20 protein-coding genes are annotated in these 23365 nt (G+C 38.8%); all 20 read left to right on the top strand.

All coding sequences use genetic code 11. From position 1 onward, the window contains the following. The first annotated feature begins 24 nt into the window (after positions 1-24). The 20 genes from truB to QE429_RS17670 all read left to right on the top strand — a co-directional run bounded on the left by truB (position 25) and on the right by QE429_RS17670 (position 23361). Positions 25-939, top strand: coding sequence for a tRNA pseudouridine(55) synthase TruB (gene truB / locus QE429_RS17765; protein ID WP_307288863.1), 915 nt, complete (start codon positions 25-27; stop codon positions 937-939). Positions 940-971: 32 nt separating this feature from the next. Further along, positions 972-1925: a bifunctional riboflavin kinase/FAD synthetase gene (gene ribF / locus QE429_RS17760; protein ID WP_307288861.1), complete on the top strand. Its 954-nt coding sequence runs from the start codon at positions 972-974 to the stop codon at positions 1923-1925. 171 nt (positions 1926-2096) lie between these two features. After that, positions 2097-2366, top strand: coding sequence for a 30S ribosomal protein S15 (gene rpsO, locus QE429_RS17755; protein ID WP_307288859.1), 270 nt, complete (start codon positions 2097-2099; stop codon positions 2364-2366). Positions 2367-2648: 282 nt separating this feature from the next. After that, a complete protein-coding gene (pnp, locus tag QE429_RS17750; RefSeq protein WP_307288857.1) occupies positions 2649-4766 on the top strand; it encodes a polyribonucleotide nucleotidyltransferase in 2118 nt (705 codons plus the stop codon). Between the two features lie 145 nt (positions 4767-4911). Next, positions 4912-5859, top strand: a complete 948-nt coding sequence (locus QE429_RS17745) for a polysaccharide deacetylase family protein (RefSeq protein WP_307288855.1) — start codon at positions 4912-4914, stop codon at positions 5857-5859. A gap of 100 nt (positions 5860-5959) precedes the next feature. Continuing rightward, positions 5960-7195 carry a M16 family metallopeptidase gene (locus QE429_RS17740; protein WP_307288853.1) on the top strand — a complete coding sequence of 412 codons (1236 nt, stop codon included), beginning with the start codon at positions 5960-5962 and terminating at the stop codon, positions 7193-7195. Positions 7196-7299: 104 nt separating this feature from the next. After that, on the top strand, positions 7300-7542 hold the full coding sequence (locus tag QE429_RS17735) for a YlmC/YmxH family sporulation protein (protein WP_307288850.1): 243 nt from the start codon (positions 7300-7302) through the stop codon (positions 7540-7542). A 178-nt stretch (positions 7543-7720) separates the two neighbouring features. Beyond that, entirely contained in the window at positions 7721-8623 is a 903-nt protein-coding gene (gene dpaA / locus QE429_RS17730) for a dipicolinic acid synthetase subunit A (protein WP_307288849.1), read from the top strand. Next, positions 8620-9219, top strand: a complete 600-nt coding sequence (gene dpaB / locus QE429_RS17725) for a dipicolinate synthase subunit B (RefSeq protein WP_307288847.1) — start codon at positions 8620-8622, stop codon at positions 9217-9219. Before dpaA ends, dpaB begins: the two co-directional genes overlap by 4 nt. Positions 9220-9428: 209 nt before the next feature. Continuing rightward, positions 9429-10478 (top strand): aspartate-semialdehyde dehydrogenase, encoded by a 1050-nt coding sequence (gene asd, locus QE429_RS17720; protein ID WP_307288845.1) that lies wholly within the window; start codon positions 9429-9431, stop codon positions 10476-10478. 36 nt (positions 10479-10514) lie between these two features. Continuing rightward, complete coding sequence (gene dapG / locus QE429_RS17715; RefSeq protein ID WP_307288843.1) at positions 10515-11759, top strand: aspartate kinase; 1245 nt, start codon at positions 10515-10517, stop codon at positions 11757-11759. 72 nt (positions 11760-11831) lie between these two features. Then, on the top strand, positions 11832-12704 hold the full coding sequence (gene dapA / locus QE429_RS17710) for a 4-hydroxy-tetrahydrodipicolinate synthase (protein WP_307288841.1): 873 nt from the start codon (positions 11832-11834) through the stop codon (positions 12702-12704). Between the two features lie 381 nt (positions 12705-13085). Next, the gene (locus tag QE429_RS17705) at positions 13086-14753 is read left to right on the top strand and encodes a ribonuclease J (protein ID WP_307288839.1); all 1668 of its coding nucleotides are present in this window, start codon (positions 13086-13088) and stop codon (positions 14751-14753) included. 109 nt (positions 14754-14862) lie between these two features. Then, complete coding sequence (locus QE429_RS17700; RefSeq protein ID WP_307288838.1) at positions 14863-15618, top strand: ClpP family protease; 756 nt, start codon at positions 14863-14865, stop codon at positions 15616-15618. After that, positions 15615-15854, top strand: a complete 240-nt coding sequence (locus QE429_RS17695; protein WP_307288836.1) for a YlzJ-like family protein — start codon at positions 15615-15617, stop codon at positions 15852-15854. Before QE429_RS17700 ends, QE429_RS17695 begins: the two co-directional genes overlap by 4 nt. Positions 15855-16000: 146 nt before the next feature. Next, positions 16001-18355, top strand: a complete 2355-nt coding sequence (locus QE429_RS17690) for a DNA translocase FtsK (protein WP_307288834.1) — start codon at positions 16001-16003, stop codon at positions 18353-18355. 326 nt (positions 18356-18681) lie between these two features. Then, a complete protein-coding gene (locus QE429_RS17685; protein ID WP_307288832.1) occupies positions 18682-19404 on the top strand; it encodes a GntR family transcriptional regulator in 723 nt (240 codons plus the stop codon). An 81-nt stretch (positions 19405-19485) separates the two neighbouring features. Next, the gene (locus QE429_RS17680; protein ID WP_307288829.1) at positions 19486-20574 is read left to right on the top strand and encodes a BMP family lipoprotein; all 1089 of its coding nucleotides are present in this window, start codon (positions 19486-19488) and stop codon (positions 20572-20574) included. 212 nt (positions 20575-20786) lie between these two features. Continuing rightward, positions 20787-22322, top strand: coding sequence for an ABC transporter ATP-binding protein (locus QE429_RS17675; RefSeq protein WP_307288827.1), 1536 nt, complete (start codon positions 20787-20789; stop codon positions 22320-22322). Next, a complete protein-coding gene (locus QE429_RS17670; protein WP_307288825.1) occupies positions 22315-23361 on the top strand; it encodes an ABC transporter permease in 1047 nt (348 codons plus the stop codon). Before QE429_RS17675 ends, QE429_RS17670 begins: the two co-directional genes overlap by 8 nt. The last annotated feature ends 4 nt before the right edge of the window (positions 23362-23365 follow it).

Raw genomic sequence — 23365 nt, 5'->3', positions numbered from 1 at the left:
ATTACGGAGAATGGAGTGAATAAGGTGGAAGGTATATTACCATTATTCAAACCTGCGGGGCTGACTTCCCATGATTGTATTTTTAAACTAAGAAAGATTTTAAAAACAAAAAAAGTGGGACATACAGGAACACTTGATCCGGATGTAACGGGTGTTCTCCCAATTTGTATAGGGAAGGCAACCAAAGTTGCTGAGTATATTACAGACGCTGGAAAAGCATACGAAGGAGAAGTTACGATTGGTTTCTCTACCACAACGGAAGATGCATCCGGTGAAGTGGTTGCAAAAAAAGATGTGGACCGAACCATTCGTCGAGAAGAAATTCAAATGGTCCTTGATTCCTTGACGGGAGAAATTGAACAAACCCCACCGATGTTTTCAGCCGTAAAGGTTGGAGGGGTACGTCTGTACGAGTATGCTCGAAAAGGTATTGAAGTAGAACGCCCTTCTAGGATGGTAACGATATATTCAATTGAACTACTGGATGATCGGACAGAATTTTCAGGTGAAACAGTACGTTTTCGTTTTAGAGTTAGTTGCAGTAAAGGGACTTATATTCGCACCTTAGCAGTCATGATTGGTGAAAAATTAGGATACCCTGCACACATGTCTAAACTAATAAGAATCCAGTCGGCGGCCTTTACGTTAGAAGATTGCCTAACATTTGAAGATGTCGAGAAGCTGATGGAGGCGGGAGAAATTTCAAACGTTTTAAGGCCGTTAGAGACCGCACTTTCTTATTTGCCGAAATTAAAGATTAATGATAAAGTAGCAGAGAAAGTGAAAAATGGAGCAGTATTGCAGATACCTGACCATTTAAAAACAACTAACGGACCGATTATCGCTGAGACGGAAGATGGACTGGCTCTTGCCATTTACGCCAAACATCCTAGTAAGCCAGGCCTTCTTAAACCTGTCAAGGTATTGCGAAATGAATAATAAGGTTACGGTATAGAAAAGGTGAGTTTCAATTGGAAGTCAAACGGCTTAGTTTTCCTTATAACATAGCAAGCAACGATTTTCCTCCTCTAGCAATAGCATTGGGCTATTTTGATGGTGTACATCGAGGACATCAACAAGTAATTCTTGAGGCAATAAAACAAGCAAAAGAGAAGGGGCTTCGAAGTGCAGTTATGACTTTTGATCCGCATCCCTCTGTTGTGTTGGGAAAGAACAAGAAGCATGTACAATATATAACGCCCTTATCTGATAAAATTAAAATTCTTGAGGAACTTGGTGTAGACTATTTATTTATTGTCCATTTTACACCTGAGTTTGCCAACCTACTCCCGCAAGAATTTATTGATCAATATATCATTGAGTTAAACGTAAAGCATGTGGTTGCAGGGTTTGATTACTCTTATGGAAGAATGGGCAAAGGGACTATGGAGACCCTGCCTTTTCATGCAAGAGATCAATTTTCTTATTCTGTTGTACCAAAACTTACTTTGGGCGAGGAGAAAGTAAGTTCAACAAGAATTCGTCAGCTGCTTAATGAAGCCAGAGTAGATGAACTGCCTGAACTACTTGGAAGATATTATTTTACAACTGGTCAAGTGATTCATGGAGATAAGCGTGGGAGGACCATTGGTTTTCCGACAGCAAATATAGGCCTGAACGAAGAATATATCATCCCACCTTTGGGTGTGTATGCTGTTAAGATGAAGGTGAATGGCAACTGGTATAACGGTGTATGCAATGTCGGCTATAAACCAACATTTAATAAAGAAGCATTAAAGCTTTCCGTTGAAGTTCATTTATTTGAATTTAATCAGGAAATTTATGGTGAAGAAGTTGTCGTTGAGTGGCACCTTTATTTGCGAAAAGAACAAAAGTTCTCCGGAATACAAGAACTAGTAGCCCAAATAGAAAAAGATAAGCAAAGGGCATTAGAATATTTTGAAACGAATCGACAATCTTCATGATAATACTGCTATTATCAAAGTTTTTCATACAATAAAATTTGGTTTCGACTTGCTTTTTGACGTAAAAAGATGTATTCTTAAATACGTATTAAAAACAACCTTTGCTTGGCAAGTCGAGTCACCGACGCTTGCTCGGTAACAGGGGATATGAAAATTTAGGAGGTGAACCGGATGGCAATCACACAAGAACGTAAAAACGAACTTATCAATGAGTTCAAAACTCATGCAAACGACACTGGATCTGCAGAAGTTCAAATCGCTGTCCTTACTGAATCAATCAATAACTTGAACGAGCACTTACGTACTCACAAGAAAGATCACCACTCACGTCGCGGTCTTTTAAAAATGGTTGGTAAACGTCGTAATCTTTTAACTTTCCTACGTAACAAAGACGTTCAACGTTACCGTGAGTTAATCAATAAGCTTGGTCTACGTCGTTAGTCTACAGAAGCGGGATTTATCCCGCTTTTTTATTAGGTTAAAAAATAAAGTAGTAGTCCTAAAATGTTGGGCTGACTTTAGGGAAAATTAAGAAGAGCAAAGAATTTTTCATACATATTTTAAGTCAAGACTTTTATGTGCATACTAATACTAATTTGAAATTGATAACATAAGCTTTTATGGCTTTTTTTATATTAGGAAGATTTAGAAAGATGATAACAGCGAGTGGTAAATTCTTCGCATCATCATCCTAAAGTGATTTAGATAGAGAGGGGTTCAAATATGGAACAAACGAAACATGAATATTCTATGGAATGGGCAGGCCGAAAATTAACAGTTGAAATTGGACAGTTAGCTAAACAAGCTAATGGCGCGGTTATGGTCCGCTATGGAGATACAGCAGTATTAAGTACAGCTACAGCTTCAAAAGAGCCGAAAAATCTCGATTTTTTCCCATTAACTGTAAACTACGAAGAGCGTTTATATGCAGTCGGAAAAATTCCCGGAGGCTTTATTAAACGTGAAGGTCGTCCTAGCGAAAAAGCGATTTTGGCTAGTCGTCTAATTGACAGACCGATTCGACCACTTTTTGCTGATGGATTCCGTAATGATGTTCAGGTAATCAGTATTGTCATGAGTGTCGATCAAGATTGTTCTACTGAAATGGCTGCAATGTTTGGGTCATCCCTAGCATTAAGTACTTCAGATATTCCATTTGAAGGGCCAATTGCTGGCGTTATCGTAGGCAGAGTCAATAATGAGTTTGTTATTAACCCAACTGTTGAACAAGCTGAACAAAGTGATATTCATTTAACAGTTGCTGGAACTAAAGATGCGATCAACATGGTTGAAGCAGGTGCACTTGAAGTACCTGAGGAAACGATGCTTGAGGCAATTATGTTTGGCCATGACCATATTAAACAATTAATTGAGTTCCAAGAAAAAATTGTTGCAGAAATTGGTAAGCCAAAAATGGAAATTACACTTTTTGAACTTGATAAAGAGCTTGAAGCTGAAGTTAGAGAGTTTTGTGAAGCTGATATGGTGAAGGCAATTCAAGTTCAAGAAAAGCATGCACGCGAAGCTGCTATTAAAGAAGTAAAAAATCAAGTAATTGCTAAATATGAGGAACAAGAAGCAACAGATGAAGACTTGAAACAAGTAAAACAAATCTTGGACAAGATTGTTAAAGGTGAAGTTCGCCGTTTAATCACAGTGGAAAAAGTACGTCCAGACGGTCGTAAAATCGATGAGATTCGTCCATTGTCATCACTTGTAGGTTTACTACCTCGAACACACGGTTCAGGTTTGTTTACTCGTGGACAAACTCAAGCGTTAAGTATTTGTACACTAGGAGCAATGGGTGACGTACAAATTCTTGATGGCTTAGGTATTGAGGAAGAAAAGCGCTTTATGCATCATTATAATTTCCCTTCCTTTAGTGTTGGGGAAACTGGTCCAATTCGTGGACCAGGACGTCGTGAAATTGGACATGGTGCACTAGGTGAGCGTGCATTAGAGCCAGTGATTCCTTCTGAAAAGGATTTCCCATATACAATCCGTCTAGTTTCTGAAGTTCTTGAATCAAATGGATCAACATCACAAGCAAGTATTTGTGCTAGTACGCTTGCAATGATGGATGCTGGTGTACCCATAAAGTCTCCAGTTGCAGGAATTGCGATGGGCCTAGTTAAATCAGGTGAATACTACACTGTTTTATCTGACATTCAAGGGATGGAAGATCACCTAGGTGATATGGACTTTAAAGTAGCAGGGACTGCTAAAGGGGTTACTGCCCTTCAAATGGATATTAAGATTGAAGGACTTTCCCGTGAGATACTAGAGGAAGCTTTGCAACAGGCAAAAGTAGGTAGAATGCATATTTTAAATTCAATGTTAGCTACTATTACTGAACCAAGAGCCGAGCTTTCAAAATTTGCTCCAAAAATCTTAACGATGACAATCAATCCAGATAAGATTCGTGATGTAATTGGACCAAGCGGAAAGCAAATCAATAAAATTATTGAGGAAACAGGCGTTAAGATCGATATTGAGCAAGACGGAACTGTTTTTATTGCTTCAACTGATCAAGAAATGAATCAAAAAGCCAAGAAAATCATCGAAGACATTGTTCGTGAAGTACAAGTTGGAGAAATGTATCTTGGTAAGGTAAAACGGATTGAAAAATTCGGTGCCTTTGTAGAAATCTTCTCAGGAAAAGATGGTCTAGTCCATATCTCTGAGCTTGCTGAAGAGCGCGTAGGTAAAGTAGAAGATGTCGTGAAAATCGGTGATGAACTTTTAGTTAAAGTAACTGAAATCGATAAACAAGGCAGAGTAAACTTGTCTCGTAAAGCTGTACTAAAAGAACAACGTGAAAAGGCTGAGAGCCAGCAATAAAATAAGTATAATTCAGGCTTTATCAAGGCTGTGATCAAATAATAAGAGTCAGGGGCTTCCCTGACTTTTTCTTTTAAGATCAAGGAGCTTACTTGTTCTACCTTGTCCCTCCTATACATAATCTTTATGGAAGGGGGAAAGGTAAATGAAAAAGGTTAGCATTTTTTTAATTATTTGTTTAGGTGCATGGATTTCAGTAAATAACCCTATAGTAAACAAATATGTATCCTCTTTAAGGGATTCAACACTTCCAGCAGCGAAGCAGTCTGACCCTCTATATCAAGATATAGTAAAAAAAGCTCCTACATATGAAATACCACCTACCGATGCGAAAGTGGACAGGGTTTGGAAGGCTATTCCTGGATATAACGGGATTAAAGTAGATATTGACGCCTCTTATAAAAGTATGAAGAGTAAAGGCGTTTTCGATGAGAAGAAATTACAATTTACTCAAGTTAAACCTAAAATCCATTTAAAGGATTTACCACCAACCCCAATTTATAAAGGTCATCCAGACAAACCAATGGTTTCGTTTATCATTAATGTCGCTTGGGGAAATGAATATTTACCATCAATGCTTGCTACATTAAAGAGACATAATGTGTCGGCTAGCTTTTTCCTCGAAGGAAATTGGGTTAAAAAGAATCCGGATGTGGCGAAAATGATCGTAAGTGCTGGTCATGAAGTAGGAAATCATTCCTATTCTCATCCGGACATGAAGAGGCTTACGGCTGCACAGTCGAGGGAACAAATAACGAAAACCAACAGTATTATTGAAGCGGCGACAGGAGAAAAGCCAGTCTGGTTTGCTCCTCCTAGTGGCAGTTATCGTGATGAGACGATTAGAGTGGCAGATGAATTAAATATGCTAACTGTGATGTGGACAGTGGATACAGTAGACTGGCAAAAGCCCTCCCCTGATGTGCTGATTAACCGAGTTATGTCCAAGATTGATAAAGGCTCAATGGTTCTTATGCACCCAACAGAATCAACGGCAAAATCTCTAGATAGGCTCATTACTCTAATCGAGGAAAAGAATTTAGAAATTGGCACGGTATCAGAATTAATGAGCGAGGAAAGAATTTTAAAATAATTTGTGAGAATCTATCAGAAAATTGGAGAAAATATCTATAAAAAAGTATAATAAATAATTGGAGTAGTAGCATCTGCTGTTTAATGACAGGAGGAAGTCGATGATTAATAAGTACACATGCCAAAACGGAGTAAGAATTGTATTAGAAAATATACCAACTGTTCGATCTGTAGCAATTGGTGTATGGATTGGAACGGGTTCTAGAAATGAAGATCCGCAAACAAATGGGATTTCCCATTTCCTTGAACACATGTTTTTTAAAGGGACTACCACACGTTCAGCAAAGGAAATTGCTGAATCCTTTGATAGTATTGGTGGTCAGGTGAACGCTTTTACTTCTAAGGAGTATACATGCTATTATGCAAAGGTATTAGATACACATTCTAAGTTTGCATTAGATGTATTAGCTGACATGTTCTTTAACTCCACTTTTGTTGAAGAGGAATTAAAGAAAGAAAAAAATGTCGTTCTTGAAGAAATAAAAATGTACGAAGATACTCCGGATGACATTGTTCATGATTTATTGAGCAGAGCTGTATATGAAAACCATCCGTTAGGTTATCCGATTTTAGGTACAGAAGAAACGCTTAATACTTTTACAGGTGATTCGTTGAAGGAATATATTCACGAAAGATATACACCTGAGAATGTGGTCATTTCGATCGCTGGAAACGTATCTGAATCATTTATTAAAGAAGTTGAAAATTATTTTGGATCCTACCAGGGTGGAGCAAAAGAAACCCCTGAAAATGTTCCAGTATTCCATGCTAATAGAATGTCACGCAAAAAAGAAACAGAACAAGCACATTTATGCATTGGCTTTGAAGGATTAAAGGTTGGCCATGAAGATGTTTATAGTTTAATTACTCTAAATAACATACTGGGCGGAAGTATGAGTTCTAGACTATTCCAAGAAGTGCGTGAACAAAGAGGTCTCGCATATTCTGTATTCTCCTATCATTCTGCTTACCAAGATAGTGGTGTGGTTACAGTTTATGGAGGCACTGGTGCAAAGCAGTTGGATGTTTTATTTGAAACAATCCAGGAAACATTGGAAAAACTTAAACAAACTGGAATTACTGAAAAAGAATTAACCAATAGCAAAGAGCAGCTCAAAGGCAGCTTGATGTTAAGCTTAGAAAGTACGAACAGCCGAATGAGTAGAAATGGTAAAAATGAACTTCTGTTAAAGCGTCATCGCTCACTAGATGAGATTATTGAACAAATTGATCAGGTTACAAAAAATAGTGTAGATGAAATGGCTAGATCTATTTTTACTGATAAATATTCGGTCACATTGATCAGTCCTAATGGGGAATTCCCATCAAAATTATAATAAAAGGAAACAGTTCGATTCTTCGAACTGTTTTTTCTTTTAGTCTAATTTAGGACTTCCTTCTATAAAATAATAGAAAAGGGGTAGAGGGAGGTCTTTAAGTCATGAGGTTAAGCGAACTAAGCGGTAAAGAAATTGTAGATGTAAAAAGGGCGGAGCGACTAGGTGTACTCGGACAAACAGACTTAGAAATCAATGAGAGTACAGGCCAAATACAAGCGTTACTGATCCCATCATTAAAATGGTTTGGTTTTAGAAAGCAAGGGGAAGAAATCAGAGTTCCATGGCAACATATTAAGAAAATCGGTTCCGATATGATTATCATTGATGTTCCTGAAGAACAATGAGCAGTACGAAAGTGAAAGCCCTAAAAAGCCCAAGCAGAACATTCTCTGCTTGGGCTTTTTTTAGTTAACTGTTGGTGGAAAACTCACCGAATCACTTGAACTTACATAAGATGGTGAAGTGATAAGAAGAAATGGATTACCTAGATGGATTTTTATAAAAAAGAAGGTGAATGTTTTCATGCTGACAGGGATGCAGATAGCCGTGATTGGCGGTGATGCCAGACAGCTGGAAATCATCCGCAAGTTAACCGAATTGGACGCGAAATTATCGCTTATTGGTTTTGAGCAGTTAGACCATGCCTTTACTGGAGCGGTCAAGGAAAAATTGGATGAGGTTGATTTCTCTACAGTAGACGCACTGATTTTACCAGTGCCAGGCACAAATTTAGAGGGACACGTTGAAACAATCTTCTCCAATGAAAAGGTTGTTTTAACAGGAGACCTCATCAGTAAGACGCCTGAACATTGTTCCATTTATTCCGGGATCAGTAACTCCTATCTTAATGGGATAACGAAGGATAGCAAAAGAACTCTCATCCAATTATTCGAAAGGGATGATGTAGCCATCTATAATTCCATTCCTACAGTTGAAGGAACAATTATGATGGCAATCCAGCATACGGATTTCACGATTCACGGATCCAATGTTACCGTATTAGGCTTAGGCAGAGTTGGGATGAGTGTGGCAAGAACGTTTGCTGCACTTGGAGCTAAAGTAAAGGTAGGCGCTAGAAAAAGTGAACATTTAGCAAGAATCACAGAAATGGGATTAACACCATTTCATTTAAATAATCTTGTGAATGAAGTGAAGGATACCGATATTTTAATAAATACCGCACCGCATTTAATTGTTACGGCAATGGTCATTTCCAAACTACCTTCACATTCCCTCATCATTGACCTTGCTTCAAAGCCTGGGGGTACTGACTTCCGTTACGCAGAAAAAAGAGGAATAAAAGCTTTACTTGCTCCGGGCTTGCCAGGAATTGTTGCACCAAAAACAGCTGGCCAAATTTTAGCGAATGTTTTGGCCCAACTGCTTCAAGATGATTTACGAAAGCGAAAGGGGAAAGTGAAATGAGTTTAAAAGGGAAAAGGATAGGCTTTGGATTGACTGGATCACATTGTACGTATGATGCAGTATTTCCAGAGATTGAAAAGCTTGTTCATGCTGGAGCGGAGGTAGTTCCGGTAGTGACCGCTACCGTTCAAAATACGGATACACGTTTTGGTAAAGGGATGGACTGGATCCAACGGATTGAAGACCTAACAGGCAATAAGGTAATTGACTCCATTGTTAAGGCAGAGCCTCTTGGCCCTAAATTTCCGCTAGACTGTATGGTTATAGCTCCATTAACAGGCGTATCGATGAGTAAATTTGCAAATGCCATGAATGACAGTCCAGTGCTAATGGCAGCTAAAGCGACCTTAAGAAATTTGAAGCCTATTGTTCTTGGCATTTCAACAAATGACGCACTTGGTCTTAACGGGGTAAACTTAATGCGTTTAATGGCAACGAAGAATATATTCTTTATTCCGTATGGCCAGGACGATCCCATTAATAAGCCAAACTCGATGGTAGCTAGAATGACAATGCTGTCAGAAACTGTTGAGGCAGCGATGGAAGGAAAGCAAATACAACCTGTACTAGTTGAACGATATAAAGATGAACAATAACTCTCTCTCTTTCATCAAAAAAGGTTATTTCTTTTAAGGAATATGTTAAAATAAATTAATCTTTTAACAGTGGAGTTTTACACGATCTGCTCCACTGTTAAGGTTATAAAAAATAAATGACATGCTGGCAATATGTAGAGTGCCAATTCCTTTAAGACCTTTAAAATACCAGCCATGTTCAGGATGAAAGATTGAAAGGGGAACATGTAATGAGAGAGCATAATGGATTTCACGTTGCAGTAGTCGGAGCAACAGGAGCGGTTGGACAGCAAATGATCCAAACATTAGTGAAAGAGAATTTTCCAATCAGAGAACTTACCCTACTATCCTCAGCACGGTCGGCAGGGAAAAAAGTAGATGTTAATGGTCAGGAATATATAGTCCAAGAAGCGAAGCCTGAGAGCTTTGAAGGTGTAGATATAGCACTGTTCAGTGCTGGTGGAAGTGTCTCTAAGGAACTTGCTCCAGAAGCTGTAAAAAGGGGAGCTGTTGTCGTGGACAACACTAGTGCGTTCAGAATGGATGCTGACATCCCGTTGGTTGTGCCAGAAGTAAATGAAGCGGACTTGAAAAAACATAATGGAATCATTGCTAATCCGAATTGTTCAACCATTCAAATGGTTGTTGCTTTAGAGCCAATTCGTCAAAAATATGGTTTGAAAAAAATTATTGTATCTACTTACCAAGCGGTTTCCGGTGCAGGTGCAGCAGCCGTAGAAGAATTAATGGAACAAACGCAAATGATTCTAAATGGCGAAGCATTTGAACCGAATATTCTACCAGTTAAATCAGATAAAAATCATTATCAAATTGCTTTTAATGCAATTCCGCAAATTGATAAGTTCCAGGATAACGGGTATACCTATGAAGAAATGAAAATGATTAATGAAACAAAGAAAATTATGCACCTCCCAGAGCTTCAGGTTTCTGCGACATGTGTTCGTCTGCCTGTTGCTGTCGGTCATTCTGAATCCGTATATTTTGAGGTGGAGGAAGGAAACGTAAGCGCAAGTGAAATTAAGGCCTTATTGAAGGATGCTCCAGGCGTAGTCCTCCAAGATGACCCGGAAAATCAAGTATATCCAATGCCAGCAAATTGTGTTGGTAAAAACGATGTATTTGTTGGAAGGATTAGAAAAGACATCGATGAAGATCGTGGGTTCCATATGTGGGTTGTTTCTGATAACCTACTAAAAGGTGCTGCATGGAATTCAGTACAAATCGCTGAGAGTTTAGTGAAATTAGGTCTTGTAAAATAAATAAGTTACAACCAAAAGGCAGGTTTTGGTATTATCATGAAAATTATTGTACAAAAATTTGGCGGAACATCTGTAAAGGATGAAAAGAGCAGGAAACATGCTCAAGGCCATATTGAAAAAGCATTAGCAGAAGGATATAAAGTCGTTGTTGTTGTTTCTGCGATGGGCAGAAAAGGCGATGCCTATGCTACAGATACACTTTTATCATTGATAGGTGGAAATCTAAGTAAAATCTCCAAAAGAGAACATGACTTATTGTTATCCTGTGGGGAAATTATATCTAGTGTCGTCTTTGCTAATATGTTATTAGACAGCGGTATTAATGCGCTAGCATTAACAGGTGCTCAAGCAGGATTCCGTACTAATAATGATCATACAAATGCAAAAATTACTGAAATGAAGTGTGAGAGATTGCTCAGGGAACTTGAACATAATGATGTAGTTGTGGTTGCAGGTTTCCAAGGTGCAGCAAAGAATGGGGATATCACCACAATTGGCCGCGGGGGTAGTGATACGTCAGCGGCTGCATTAGGTGCTGCCCTTAACGCAGAATGGATTGATATCTTTACAGATGTGGAAGGAATTATGACTGCTGACCCGCGGATCGCTGAAAACGCCCGTCCACTATCAGTAGTCACCTACACAGAAGTGTGTAACATGGCCTATCAAGGGGCCAAGGTCATTCATCCAAGAGCAGTAGAAATTGCTATGCAGGCAAAGGTACCCATCCGAATTCGTTCTACGTATTCCGATAATTTAGGGACATTAGTTACTACCTTAAATAAAAATAATCGTGGGAGCGATATTAAGGAGCGAGTCGTCACAGGAATTGCTCATGTCTCCAATGTCACTCAAATAAAGGTCTTTGCTAAAAAAGACCAGTATTATTTGCAGGCGGAAGTGTTTAAGGCCATGGCAAATGAAAAAATAAGTGTTGATTTTATCAATATATCGCCAAACGGTGTGGTATATACCGTAACAGATGAAATGACTGATCGGGCAATTAAAGTGCTAAATGATTTAGGTCATGACCCTGTAGTGGAGCGCCACTGTGCAAAGGTTTCTGTTGTTGGTGCAGGAATCGCAGGTGTTCCTGGTGTCACTTCCATGATAGTGACAGCACTATCTGACCAAGGGATCCGTATCCTACAATCAGCGGATAGTCATACAACAATTTGGGTTCTTGTTAAACAGGATGACCTAGTTAAATCAGTTAATGCACTTCATGATGCATTTCAATTAGAAGATGAGACAGTGGAATTTAATCTTGCTGACTTGTAAAAGCATTCAATCAGCTTGTAGGATATACACCACTGGTTTTCATTTGTGGCTTGTTTTGAAAGGAGTAGTAAAATGATTCATTTTGGTAGTGTGTCTACAGCAATGGTAACCCCTTTTGATAAAAAAGGGCATATTGACTTTGCTAAAACGACACAATTAGTTAATTACCTCATCGACAATGGCACAGATTCACTTGTCATCGCTGGTACGACAGGCGAATCACCAACATTAACAAAAGAAGAAAAGCTTGCGTTATTTGATCATGTGGTAAAGGTTGTTAATAAAAGAGTTCCTGTTATAGCTGGAACAGGAAGCAACGATACGTATGCATCTATTGAATTAACAAAAAAAGCAGAACAGCTGGGTGTAGATGCCGTGTTGGTGGTCGCTCCATATTACAATAAACCAAACCAGGAAGGGTTGTATCAGCACTATAAAGCAGTCGCAGAAGCCACCTCCCTTCCTGTAATGCTGTACAACGTTCCAGGAAGGACTGTTGTCAGTATTCTCCCTGAAACGGTCATTCGTCTATCTAAGATTTCCAATATCGTTGCAGTGAAAGAGGCAAGTGGAGATTTAAATGCAATGACTCAAATTATTGCTAATACTGATGATGAATTCTTACTATATAGTGGGGATGATGGCTTAACCTTACCAGTCCTTTCTATAGGCGGTGCCGGAGTAGTTTCTGTAGCATCTCATGTGGTTGGAAATGAAATGCAGGAAATGGTTAAGGCGTTTTTTGATGGAGATAACAAGAAAGCTGCGTTATTACATCAACAACTTCTTCCAATCATGCAGGGACTATTTGCTGCTCCAAGTCCTGCACCAGTAAAAACAGCATTACAATTAGCTGGATTGGATGTAGGCTCAGTAAGACTGCCGCTTGTAGGACTTACTGAACAAGAGCGTGCAACATTAATTTCTATACTGAATAAAAAATAGTTTTTCCAAAAGACTGGCCTGAAAGGGTCAGTCTTTTTGCACTTTCTAGGACTTCGAGAATTGTCCAGCTCCAGCGCCTAACCAGTTTTCACCCTGAATAAGCTACCATGAGTATCTTGTAACAATCATGGCTTGATAAAGCGATGATTGTTACAGCTCGGGTCAAATAACCTTCGGCAAGAAAAGTCAAAAGGCGGACTTTTCTTGCCGAAGAACATTTGCCTGTCGGGGCTGACCAAGACGCTTGCGCTTTTCCGTTGAAACCGCTTTTTTAAGGTTGTAAACATTTTCTTTTTTCAAGTATAATAATGTTAACTGATTTCGGACGGTACAAAAAAGTTCTAGAAATTAAATTGTTTTTCAGCATAGGAGGATTCAAACTTGATAAAGAAAAAAAATAAAGCCATTAAGTTAATTGCGCTTGGTGGCGTAGGAGAAATCGGAAAAAATATGTACCTGGTTGAGGTTGACGGGGACATATTCGTTGTTGATGCCGGCTTAATGTTCCCCGAGGAAGAAATGTTAGGCATTGATATGGTAATCCCTGATATGACCTATTTAAGAGATAATAAGGAACGTGTAAAAGCCATCTTTTTAACACATGGACATGAAGATCATATCGGTGCACTTTCGTATGTTTTAAGACAAGTAAATGTACCAGTTTATGGAACAAAATTAACTCTAGCACTTGCGGCTGCAAAGCTCAAAGAACAGGAGTTTTATGGGAAAGCTAACTTTATTGAAGTAGATTCAACTACCGTTGTTGAACTTGATACAGTAAATGTTAGCTTCTTTAGGACAAATCATAGTATCCCTGATTCAGTTGGAGTTTGCATACATACTTCTGAAGGAATAATTGTTTATACTGGTGACTTTAAATTTGACCAAGCAGCAACAAAGCTATATAAAGCCGAAATAGGTAAAATGGCAGCAATAGGAGACCAAGGGGTACTTTGTTTACTTTCTGATAGTACTGAAGCTGAAAAGCCAGGATATACTACCTCGGAAGCGATTGTAGAACGTGAATTGTCGAATGCCTTTTATAACGCACAAGGACGAATCATTGCCGCATGCTTTGCTTCAGATATTAACCGGATCCAACATATCTTTGATGTGGCGAAGGATCATGGACGTAAGGTAGCTGTTGTAGGAAAAAGTTTAGAGCGTATATATCATATTGCACTTGATTTAGGTTATTTAGAAGTAGATGAAGACTTAATTATTCCAATTAGTGAACTTAAGAATTATCAGGATCGGGAAGTGGTTGTGCTGGCTACTGGTAGTCAAGGTGAACCTATTGAAGCCCTGCAAAAGATGGCAAAGCAAACACACAAACAACTGAATATTCAGTCAGGGGATACTGTTTTAATTGCCGCTTCGCCTTTACGAGGCAGCGAAGTTTTCCTATTTAAAACTGTGGATATGTTATTTAGAGCAGGTGCGAACGTCATTTCCGGTAAGCGGGCGATCCATGTTTCAAGTCATGGAAGTCAGGAAGAATTAAAATTTATGATTAATTTAATGCAACCAAAATTCTTCGTTCCAGTCCATGGTGAATATCGGATGTTAAAAGCACATCGCAAGATAGGTCTTGAATGTGGACTTACGGATGAACAGATTGTCATTCCAGAACGTGGAGATGTGATGGAATGGAAAGATGGTAAACTCGCATTAGCCGGTAAAGTTCCTTCGGGGAATGTTCTTATTGATGGTATTGGTGTGGGAGATGTAGGTAATATTGTCTTGCGGGATCGTAAGCTCCTATCACAAGATGGAATTCTCATTGTTGTCGTAACATTAACGAAACAAGATAAAAAGATTGCTGCAGGTCCTGAAATTATTTCAAGAGGATTTGTCTACGTAAGGGAATCTGAAAAATTAATGGATGATTCCACGAAACTTGTGCGAGACATTGTAGAACGTAATATCGCAAAAGGAACATTCGAATGGTCTAGCTTAAAACAAGAAATTCGCGATGACTTAAATCGATATTTATTTGAAAAAACAAAAAGAAGACCAATGATTCTTCCGATTATTATGGAAGTATAAATTATGAAGGTACTGGACTTGCTCCAGTACCTTTTTTCTATGGTTGGTAGAATGAAAATAAATGATAGGTTCATACTAACAAATATCATGCTTTGAAGGGAGTAATAGGATGAATAACGACATACAAAAAAATGATACTGATAATCAAGAAGGCGGGGAGCCTCAAAAAGAGGAAAAGCCTGCATCAGGATTAATAGAAAAAATTCAACAACTGGGGCAAACGAATGTGCCTCAGCTTTCTGCAGATTCAAGAATTCATTGTTTAACCATTATTGGGCAAATTGAGGGCCATATGGCACTTCCACCTCAAAATAAAACAACGAAATATGAGCATCTATTACCGCAACTTGTAGCAATTGAGCAAAATCCCAAAATTGAGGGGGTCCTCATTATATTAAATACAGTTGGAGGAGATGTTGAAGCAGGACTGGCCATTTCTGAAATGATTGCCTCCATATCGAAACCGACTGTTTCTATTGTATTAGGTGGCGGTCATTCAATCGGTGTTCCTATTGCAGTTTCATGTGATTATTCATTTATTGCAGAAACGGCTACGATGACGATCCACCCGATTCGTTTAACTGGACTCGTCATTGGGGTGCCAGCTACATTTGAATACTTAGATAAGATGCAGGAGCGGGTAGTGAATTTTGTTACGAAGCATTCCAAAATTACCGAAGATACCTTTAAAGATTTAATGTTTGCTAAAGGTAATTTAACGAGAGATATTGGAACAAATGTAATCGGTGCAGATGCTGTTAAATCTGGATTAATTGACGAAGTGGGTGGATTGGGACCTGCGATGAAGAAGCTAAACGAAATGATCGACCTTAGAAAGGACAATAATGAGGGGTTGATTCAATGATCTTATATACGATGATGCCTCATGAATTAATTTTCCCTTCTGATCAAGAATCAAATCAACAACAAAAAATGATTACCTATCAGGGCATTCCGCTATTGGTAGAACAAATGGATCCGAATAACGTACAGGTTGTTCGTATTCTTAGTAGTGATCCACAACACTTTCTTGATGATCGAGTTTGTCCTGGAGCTAAAATTTCTTTTAGTGTCCAGGAAGGATTGTCCGCATTACAGTAGTAGATTATGGTATAATCAGGATACAAAGAAAAGAGCAGCCAATCCGGCTGCTTTCTTCCTTTTTCCTACTATTTATTAAGTTATACATATTAGCTTATTGTAATATAGTGAAATAATATACCATAACTAACGTATAAGGTGATTAGATGGCCAAAAAAAAGAGAAGACAACCAAAAAAGAGAGACAACCACTTAAAACGAACAGTTCAATATGAATTAACTGCACTTGCTATATTAGCCATAGCGATTATCTCCATTGCTAAACTTGGGGCAGTAGGAAGAGCAACTGTCCTCTTCTTTAGATTTTGGATGGGTGAATGGTATATGCTAGGGTTAATTGCTCTAGTAGTATTGAGTATTTATCTAATGTGGAAACGAGAAATCCCTTTTATCTTCCATATTAAATTAGTAGGAAGCTATTTTATTGTTTCTGCTATTCTGCTCTTAAGTCATGTTACACTGTTTCACTTGCTTACAAATGATGGAAAGTTTAAAGATCCAAGTGTTATCAGCAACACATGGGAATTGTTCATGATGGAACTTCAAGGAGAAACAAGTACAACCGACCTTGGCGGTGGAATCCTAGGGGCTATTTTATTTGCACTATTTCATTACTTATTCGCAGAAACAGGTACTAAGATTATTGCCTTTATTTTTATTATCATTGGCTTCATTTTACTCACAGGGAAATCTTTTGGCGATTTCATTGGGAAGGTTATGTTGACTTTATTCGACTTCTCTAAAGGTCAGTGGGAAGCCTTCAAAACAGATATGTCGGAATGGAAGCAAAATCAAGAAGTTCGGAAAACGGAGAAGAAAGAACAAAAAGCAAAACAAAAGGAAAATAGGGAACAGGAAAGCGCACCTGTTATCAACGTTCAACAACAGTCTGCACATGAAGAAAACATTATTCCAGAGCCGATTATATCGAGCTTCGCGGATAGAGCTTATGTAGATGAAGCCCTTAACACGCAGAATCAAACTAAAAAAGAACAACCTAAGGATAAAAAAGAGCACTCAGAAGAGGAGGAGGAGGATCAAGCACCTCCTATCACATTTACTGAAGTAGAAAATGTAGCATACGAATTACCTCCTCTTAGACTGCTAAAGCTTCCAAGGAAAACAGACCAAAGTGGCGAATATGAACTCATACACGCCAATGCTGCCAAGCTAGAGCGGACGTTTCAAAGCTTTGGGGTAAAGGCAAGGGTCACACAAGTTCACTTAGGTCCAGCTGTTACTAAATATGAGGTCCATCCGGATGTGGGCGTAAAAGTTAGTAAAATTGTCAGCTTAAGTGATGACCTGGCATTGGCACTAGCTGCCAAAGATATTCGGATTGAAGCACCAATTCCCGGTAAATCTGCTATCGGTATTGAAGTTCCAAATTCAGAGGTTGCAATGGTTTCACTTCGAGAAGTGTTAGAAGCAACTCAGAATGACAAGCCAGATGCCAAACTGCTTATTGGGCTTGGAAGGGATATAACAGGTGAAGCAGTGCTCGCAGAATTAAATAAGATGCCCCATCTTCTCGTTGCTGGTGCTACTGGCAGTGGTAAAAGTGTTTGTATTAACGGCATCATAACCAGTATCCTGATGAGGGCCAAGCCCCATGAGGTAAAGTTAATGATGATCGATCCCAAAATGGTTGAATTAAATGTGTATAACGGGATTCCTCATTTACTTGCTCCAGTTGTTACCGATGCCAAAAAAGCATCGCAAGCATTGAAAAAAGTAGTAAGTGAAATGGAAAGACGTTACGAATTATTTTCCTACACAGGAACACGTAATATAGAGGGGTATAACGACCATGTTAAACGGCATAATCAGGAAGAAAATGATAAACAGCCGTTATTACCGTACATTGTTGTCATTGTAGATGAGTTAGCTGATTTAATGATGGTTGCTTCATCCGATGTAGAGGATTCAATTACAAGATTGGCACAAATGGCGCGTGCTGCAGGGATACATTTAATTATTGCTACTCAAAGGCCATCGGTTGATGTCATTACTGGGGTCATCAAAGCAAATATCCCATCGAGAATTGCCTTCGCTGTTTCTAGTGCAACGGATTCAAGAACGATTTTGGATATGGGGGGAGCGGAAAAACTTCTCGGACGTGGAGATATGTTATTCCTGCCTGTTGGAGCGTCAAAACCTGTCCGCGTACAAGGCGCTTTCCTTTCAGATCAGGAAGTAGAGGATACAGTTGAATTCGTTATTTCACAGCAAAAAGCACAATATCAAGAAGAAATGATCCCAGACGATATCCCAGAAGTAACAGGAGCAGTCGAGGATGATTTATATGATGAGGCAGTGGAATTAATCATTGAAATGCAAACAGCGTCAGTTTCCATGCTTCAACGTCGTTTCCGAATTGGTTATACTAGAGCGGCACGCCTTATTGATGAAATGGAAGCACGCGGAGTAGTCGGACCATACGAAGGAAGTAAGCCTCGTGCAGTCTTACAGACAAAGCCTAAAGAAGAACAAAGTTCATAAAAATAAAAAAGAGCCATTGGCTCTTTTTTTATACTAAATTTACATAGACACCATACTATAGTATTAAGTGCGCGCTTAAAAAAGGTAATGAAAAAGACCTACATTTCTACCCTGAAATACCTATAATTTTAATAGAAAGATTATATTATAGCAGATTTCACTGCAAGAATATCAACAACTTTAAGACATTTTTGAAGAATGCACCTTTTTTCGACAAAATTTTGAATACCTATTTATTTATCACTAAAAAAATGTTACTATAATCTCGGTTAGTAGGAATGATATCAGATGTCTGATGTCTTAGGAAATCGCCTGGAGGAAACAGCATGTCAATTAAGTCAGATAACCGGCATTTATATTTACAAGTAATCGATCGGTTAAAGCAGGATATTGAAAATGGAGTTTATAAAGAAAAAGAAAAATTACCTTCCGAATTCGATCTTGCTAAACAGCTTGGTGTAAGCAGGGCAACGCTACGGGAAGCATTGCGCATTCTTGAAGAAGAAAACGTTATCATTAGGCGCCATGGTGTTGGTACTTTTGTTAACGCAAAGCCATTGTTTACTTCAGGGATTGAACAACTTAATAGTGTCACTGACATGATTAAACAAGCAGGTATGAAACCAGGAACTATTTTCTTAAGTTCATCAACACAGGGGCCTACCGAAGAGGATATTCGCCGTTTCTCATGTTCTACAAGTGAGGAGATTTTCGTGATGGAGCGTGTTAGAACCGCAAATGGTGAACCGGTCGTCTACTGTATTGACAAGGTTCCCGAAAAGATTTTGCCTAAAACTTTTTCATACGAAGAAGGATTCTTCCGCATCTTAGATGAAGAGGCAAATCGAAGAATTACATACGCGGTCGCTCAAATCGAGCCGATCGGCTATCATGAGAAAATTTCCCCAATTTTAGAATGTGATCCTGAAACTGCTTTGTTGGTTCTGAAACAAATGCATTTCGATGAAATGGATGAACCCGTCTTGTATTCGGTAAACTATTTTAAAGCAGACAAGTTTAGTTTTCATGTATTAAGGAAAAGAATTTAATTTTTTTAATGCTTTGTGAAAACGGAATCAGTTCTGCGAAAATTTCTACTATATCAAACATATCATAGGGGGTACAATACCTTGCAAAAGCGTAAAATTGGAATGGCGCTATCTTTAGTTCTTGCTGCTGGAACACTTTTAGGAGCTTGTGGAAAGAGCGATGACACAAGCAAAAACGAAACATCTAAGGGTGGAGAAGGAAAAGGAAAATCATTCTCTGTAGCGATGGTTACTGACGTCGGCGGTGTAGATGACAAATCATTCAACCAATCAGCTTGGGAAGGTCTTCAAAAATTTGGTGCTGACAACGGAATGAAAAAAGGTAAGGGTGGATTCGATTACCTTCAATCAAAATCTGATGCAGACTACTCTACAAACTTAAATACTCTTGCACGTCAAGATTTCGATTTAGTATACGGAATTGGTTTCTTAATGCAAGCTGCAGTTGAAGAAATCGCAAAACAACAAAAAGATTCTCACTTTGCAATCATCGATGCTGAAGTTAAACAGCCAAACGTTGCTAGCGTACTTTTCAAAGAGCAAGAAGCTGCATTCCTTGCTGGTGTTGCTGCCGCTCTAACAACAAAGTCTAACCACATTGGTTTCATTGGTGGTATGGAAATTCCTGTTATCGAACGTTTTGAGTCTGGTTTCTTAGCTGGTGTTAAGGCTGCAAAACCAGAAGTAAAAGTTGATGTTCAATACTCTGGCGCATTTGACAAAGCTGAACTTGGTCAAAGTATCGCTTCTAAAATGTACTCTTCTGGCGCAGACGTAATCTTCCACGCAGCTGGTGGAACTGGTAACGGTCTATTCAAAGAAGCTACTGACAGAAAAGCAAAAGACCCTAGCAAAGAAATTTGGGCAATCGGTGTAGACCGTGACCAAAACGACATGGGTCCAGATGTTGTTCTTACATCAGCACTTAAGCGTGTTGACGTAGCAGTACAAGACTTATCTAAAAAAGCTATGGATGGCAACTTCCCTGGCGGACAATCAATCCTTTACGGTTTAGCTGAAGATGGTGTTGGCTTAGCTCCAATCAACAGCAAAGCAGCTAATAAAGATGCCATTGAAACAGCTGTTAAAGATTGGATCGAAAAGATCAAATCAGGCGCTGTAAAAGTTCCTGGAACTCGTGATGAATTAAAAAACTTTAGCGCAAAATAATCTTTGTGAGGAAAAAGGCGGGTTGGAGAAACCCAGCCCGCCCTTTACCTTAGAAAAGAATCTTAACTGAAGTGTAGAATGCTACATTCTACTTTTCATTTAAGATTTTGTAGTGGGGAGGAATTCCCTGTTTTTTTAAAATTCGGAAAGGTCTGACCTCTTACTACTTCTGGTCAATTTTTCCTTTATCATGTCACAGGGAGTGAGAAGAGATGGAATATGTAATTGAAATGCTTAACATCCGTAAAGAGTTTAATGGCTTTGTTGCGAATGATAACATAACTCTTCAATTAAAACAGGGTGAAATTCACGCATTACTTGGTGAAAATGGTGCGGGAAAATCAACCTTAATGAATGTTCTATTCGGTTTATATCAACCAGAACAAGGTGAAATCCGTGTAAAAGGACAACCTGTTAACATTTCTAACCCAAATATCGCTAATGATTTAGGAATCGGAATGGTTCACCAGCACTTTATGTTGGTTGATACGTTTACTGTTACTGAAAACATTATTTTAGGTAGAGAAATTACTTCGGGTGGTCGAATTGATATTAAAAAGGCCGAACAACAAGTGCGTGAGATCTCAGAACGCTATGGTTTAGCCGTTGATCCACAAGCGAAAATTTCTGATATTTCTGTAGGTATGCAGCAAAGGGTAGAAATTTTAAAAACTCTCTATCGCGGTGCAGAAATTCTTATTTTTGATGAACCGACAGCTGTATTAACACCACAAGAAATCAAAGAACTAATCCAAATTATGAAAACGCTTATCAAAGAAGGCAAATCTATTATTCTCATTACTCATAAATTGAAAGAGATTATGGAAGTTTCTGATCGTTGTACTGTTATTCGTAAAGGTAAAGGGATTGGGACTGTTAATGTTAGTGAGACAAACCCTGATGAACTTGCCAGCTTAATGGTTGGACGTGAGGTTGTCTTCAAAACTGAAAAGAAAGAAGCAAATCCTAAACAAGATGTACTTGAAGTGAGTGATTTAACGGTTAAAGACTCTCGGGGTGTGACAGTTGTAAATGGTTTAAATCTCTCTGTGCGCGCTGGCGAAATCGTGGGTATTGCCGGGGTTGACGGAAACGGTCAATCAGAATTTATTGAGGCAATTACTGGCTTACGTAAGGCTGATAGCGGAAGTGTGAAATTAAACGGAAAAGAATTAATCAACCAAACGCCAAGGAACATTACTGAATCAGGTGTTGGTCATATTCCACAGGACCGACATAAGCACGGTTTAGTTTTGAACTTCCCTATCGGAGAAAATATGGTTTTACAGACGTATAATAAAAAACCATTCTCCAAAAACGGTATTCTTAACTTTAAGGAAATTTATAAAAAAGCAAAAACACTTATTAGTGAATACGATGTTCGCACACCAAATGAGTACACATTAGCTCGGGCGCTTTCCGGTGGTAACCAACAAAAGGCGATTATTGGTCGGGAAGTAGATCGCAACCCTGACTTGCTGATTGCTGCTCAGCCTACCCGCGGTTTGGACGTTGGTGCGATTGAATTCATTCATAAACGCTTAATCGAGCAACGTGATAATGGAAAAGCAGTCCTGCTTGTTTCCTTTGAATTAGATGAGATTATGAATGTTAGTGACCGTATTGCCGTTATATACGAGGGGAAAATCGTAGCTATCGTAAATCCGAAAGAAACAAATGAACAAGAGCTTGGATTGTTGATGGCTGGATCGAATAGAAAGGAAGCGGGTGAAGTAACAAATGTCTAAACGCTTTAAAAGTATTTTAACACCAGTTATTGCTGTCTTATTAGGGATCCTTGTCGGAACCATTATCATGATTGCAAGTGGATACGATCCAATTGCAGCGTTTATCGCACTTTGGAATGGTGCATTTGGAGACATTTATTATTTTGGGGAAGTCGTTAGACAGTTTACTCCATATATTTTAGCCGGTTTAGCTGTTGCATTTGCTTTCCGAGTTGGATTATTTAATATTGGGGTAGAAGGACAATTTTTAGTTGGTTGGTTAGCGGCCGTTTGGGTTGGGGTAGCTTTTGACCTTCCACGAGTGATTCACTTACCATTAGCTATTTTAGCAGCTATCGTAGCTGGTGCTCTATGGGCATTTATTCCTGGTTTATTAAAAGCACGTTTCCGTGTACACGAAGTTATTGTCACCATTATGATGAACTATATTGCTTTACACGTATCAAACTATATCATCCGTAACGTAATTTCCCAAAAGGGTGATAACACAGGTCCTATTCATAAATCAGCTTCATTACGCTCAGAATGGTTAGAGAGCATAACTGATTATTCACGTTTACACTGGGGTATTATTCTTGCTATTCTTTCTTGCTTTGTTATGTGGTTCTTATTAGAGAGAACTACAAGAGGATTCGAATTACGTTCAGTAGGTTTCAACCAACATGCTGCACAGTATGCAGGTATGAACGTTAATAAGAATATCATTCTTTCTATGTTGATCTCTGGGGCATTTGCAGGTTTAGCGGGTGCAATGGAAGGTCTGGGAACATTCGAATATGCAGCCGTTAAAGGTGGATTCTCTGGCGTAGGTTTTGACGGTATTGCCGTAGCTCTATTAGGTGGAAACACAGCATTAGGGGTATTCTTCTCTGCGATTCTATTCGGTGCCTTAAAAGTAGGAGCATTGAACATGCCGCTTGAAGCAGGAGTTCCAAATGAATTAGTTGATATTATTATCGCTTTAATTGTATTCTTTGTAGCTTCAAGCTATATCATCAGAGTATTTCTTGACAGAATCAGTAAGAAGGAGGTGAAGTAAGTTG

Source organism: Bacillus sp. SORGH_AS_0510, assembly GCF_030818775.1.
Lineage (GTDB): Bacteria > Bacillota > Bacilli > Bacillales > Cytobacillaceae > Neobacillus.
This window is presented reverse-complemented; position numbering and strand designations above follow the sequence as displayed.